At 36.4% G+C, this 3,303-nt stretch carries 3 protein-coding genes; 1 reads left to right on the top strand and 2 read right to left on the bottom strand.

The features are described 5' to 3' along the window. Window positions 1–653: 653 nt before the first annotated feature. Window positions 654–1,136 carry a cold-shock protein gene (locus tag PSF16_RS16940; RefSeq protein WP_006659754.1) on the bottom strand — a complete coding sequence of 161 codons (483 nt, stop codon included), beginning with the start codon at window positions 1,134–1,136 and terminating at the stop codon, window positions 654–656. 168 nt (window positions 1,137–1,304) lie between these two features. Here PSF16_RS16940 and PSF16_RS16935 point away from each other — a divergent pair, with 168 nt between their 5' ends. Beyond that, window positions 1,305–2,003 (top strand): RluA family pseudouridine synthase, encoded by a 699-nt coding sequence (locus PSF16_RS16935; RefSeq protein WP_006663168.1) that lies wholly within the window; start codon window positions 1,305–1,307, stop codon window positions 2,001–2,003. A 4-nt stretch (window positions 2,004–2,007) separates the two neighbouring features. On the opposite strand, the gene PSF16_RS16930 is transcribed toward PSF16_RS16935, so the two are convergent. Beyond that, window positions 2,008–2,547 (bottom strand): DUF2058 domain-containing protein, encoded by a 540-nt coding sequence (locus PSF16_RS16930; RefSeq protein WP_272689757.1) that lies wholly within the window; start codon window positions 2,545–2,547, stop codon window positions 2,008–2,010. Between the last annotated feature and the right edge of the window lie 756 nt (window positions 2,548–3,303).

Here is a 3,303-nt window from a genome sequence, read left to right as displayed (position 1 = left end):
GTTTGTACCGATCGAACAATAGTCATTTGATAGGCAACGACTATCAAATATAATTTATCGATCGCTAGCAATTATTAAGATACAACCAAGGCGAGTACTCTCTATATGATAAGTACAATTAACTAACTGATATATAATAAGTAAAAATTTATTTACTTAATTTAATATATTAGTAATTTTTTTGAAAATAAATTCACGTGTAAGGAGTAATGAAACATAATAATAAGATTAGACACATTTAATATTACAACTAATTACAATTTGAAACAGATTTTGGTCATTTAAAAAAATAAAAACCCATGCGGTGAGTAATATATCAACGTAAAAATATATTTCTATATTTTAATTTATTACTAAGCAATAATTTTCATTCTAATATCAACCTGAAAGCAACAAACTGGCATCATAATAATTACAATCCAGATAGTGTGCCATCAATATCCCACGAATTAGAGATATTAGCGTGCGATATCTTTATATATTAATACATTTTGCTATATAAGAGATAACTTACCTATTTCTTTACGTATTGATTGATGGATTTATACTCAATTTAGAGAAGAAAATACAATGAAAGGCGAGTTGGAAAGATATTGCCCCCTAATCCGAGGCAATATTATTGTATAAAGAGGCTCACAAAGAGCTCAAAGAGGTTATTTAATTCCCTTAAGCTGCTTCACGGTTTCATCCACATCAATCTCATCTTCAGAGAACGTTAACGTCGTACCATGCAAAGTTTCAATCGCGAGCTTTTTCAACGCACGAGTTGCTCCCGGCTTAACGTTAGTTTTAGGTTTGATGCTGTTCATCAGCGCACCGATTGATAACACCGTATTTTCTTTATCAATACGCGTATCAGCAGGAACATCTTCATAATAAGTACGGAAAGATTTAATCGCGGTCAGCTTAATTCGCTCACCAGCAATATAGATATATTTGCTTTCAGGGATCACTTTAACCGCGAAAGCCGATAAGCCTTTATTATTCGTGGTCGGCTCAAAAGTAACCTCCGCCCCTTTTTTGATAAGATCGGGGTTGGCAACTTTAATCACATGAAAATAACGGTTATCCCCGTTTTCATCTTTGAGAAATCCAAAACCTTTATCTTCAAACCACGTTGTGATTGTTCCGTTCATTACCCTACCACCTTCTTTATTAACTCAGTTTCACTGCGCGCAGTATAAAGCACAATGCCTGTCCAAACTATGCCTTTAGTTTTAGTCTAGCTGATAAGCGAATAACATCATCGTCAGTCAGCCCAAAATTGGTTATGATCCTCAGCCATTTCTCATAGGAATCACCTGATGTCGACAATTATTGATACCTTTATTGCACCGCCTTGCCATGAAGACATTGAAATCCTATATCAGGACGAACAGCTTATTATCATTAATAAGCCTTCCGGACTACTGAGCCTATCAGGGAAAAATCCTCAAAATCTTGATTCTGTGCATTACCGGCTTGTTCAGATTTATCCCGAATGCACGCTCGTTCATCGCCTTGATTTTGGAACTTCTGGCGTGATGGTTGCCGCGCGCAATAAAGCCATAAATGCCGCACTGTGCCAACAGTTTAGTCAACGTACTGTCACCAAAGCCTACCATGCGCTACTTTGTGGTCATGTGGAAAATAATGAAGGTGTGATAGATGCGCCAATTGCTAAAGATCCGGCGCTGTTTCCACGAATGTCGATTTGTGAGACCCACGGTAAACCTGCCCGTTCATACTATCGTGTCATTGAGCGGTTTTACGATGAGCAAAGCGATGGAAACCAATTACCATTAACGCGGGTGAAATTCATCCCAGAAACAGGACGAACCCATCAGTTGCGCATTCACAGCCAACTCTTTGGTCACCCTATTTTGGGATGCGACTTATATGGCGGCTTATTACCAATAGATATAGAACCCGCACCGAGGCTGATGTTGCACGCCAGTGAGTTGAATTTTGTTCATCCTATTACTGGAAAACCCATTCATGCGTGCAGTGAAAGCCCGTTTTAAATCATTACCACATCAAGTCATCTGGAATTTTAAAGTCTGCGTATGGGTCATCTTCATCCTGCGCTTCCTGACTCAGCGCATTGTTTAGCACGATGCTACTTTCATCTCGCTGAGCGATTTTATCTGCCACACTCGCAGGGATAATCGCGTATACATTCACTTCCGGATTGTCCGTGGCTAAACGAGCAATCGCTAAACGCCCGCTAATCAGTTGGGCTTGCGTCGTTTTATCGACGACAACTTGCTTGATAACGTTGTTATCGGTGAAATTAAAGCTAATATCACCTCTCGCTATCTCAATTTTGTTCATTTCAATCAGCTGCTTCACCTGAGCTTTATACTCTTTGGCTAGCGCCGCTTGTTTCTGTTGGTCACTCAGTTGTTTATCACGTTCAAGCTGAGCCTTTTTATTTTCTTCTACTGCTTCTCTGGCTTCTCTAGCCTGTACTCGTGATTTTTTCGCTGTGCGCTGTACCTTCGCCATTTTTTTACTGGTGACGAGTCCCGCTTGGAGCATTTGCTCTTGTAAGGTGAGTTTTGCCATGTTGGTATCTAAGCCTGTTGAATGAAATTGAAGGGATTATACCTGCAAATTAGATTTCTTTTCGGTTACTTTTGCGATTCTTGCTCGGTGAATGATAGAAACATCATGTCATCCATTCCCTTCAAAAATGTCGGTGTGACCAACAATAATCTGAATTTGTTTCAACCCCATAAATAAAACCCGCGTCTTAAATGTATGTGTCATTTTTAATGCATCTTAATTTGATCTACATCACAAACATCAATAACTTAAGTTAAATTAAGTGTCATTAAATGTCATTGAAATAATATTTTGACATATTTTGTACATTTCAATGTATTGTATTCATAATTGTTACCAACCATGTAATGAAAGATTTAAGTTAACCGATTGAATTTTATTATTATTTTTACATTGATAATGGTTTTTCATTTTATATTCACATTGGTTAAAATGTAAATATGAAAAGATATTTATTTTGACATATAAGACTAAAATTTAGTCTTATTATGATTGTTTTAAGATTTTATCACTACTGATTTTAAGCGTATTATGAGTAGGGATATCGTAACCTTTTGTAATTTATTCACTTTAAAAAACCCTTCATATTAGTAATGTGTAAATCATGCTTTGGTTGGAAATCTCCCCAAATTTCACCCTATTGTTTTTTACTCCTAATTTGTTTAAAAATAAAAACAGATTCGTGCTCATGAGTTTATTTTATTTAATATATATTGAAATTGATTCTTATTTAATGTTTTAAGGTTTATGAATGAC

This window comes from Providencia sp. PROV033 (assembly GCF_028484855.1).
Lineage (GTDB): Bacteria > Pseudomonadota > Gammaproteobacteria > Enterobacterales > Enterobacteriaceae > Providencia > Providencia alcalifaciens.
Note: the sequence above shows the minus strand (reverse complement) of the source record. Positions and strands in the feature narration are given on the sequence as shown.

What these genes read in the sequence shown, in the direction of transcription:
- PSF16_RS16940 (WP_006659754.1), bottom strand. Translation starts at nt 1,136, where the DNA reads ATGAACGGAACAATCACAACGTGGTTTGAAGATAAAGGTTTTGGATTT.
- PSF16_RS16935 (WP_006663168.1), top strand. Translation starts at nt 1,305, where the DNA reads ATGTCGACAATTATTGATACCTTTATTGCACCGCCTTGCCATGAAGAC.
- PSF16_RS16930 (WP_272689757.1), bottom strand. Translation starts at nt 2,547, where the DNA reads ATGGCAAAACTCACCTTACAAGAGCAAATGCTCCAAGCGGGACTCGTC.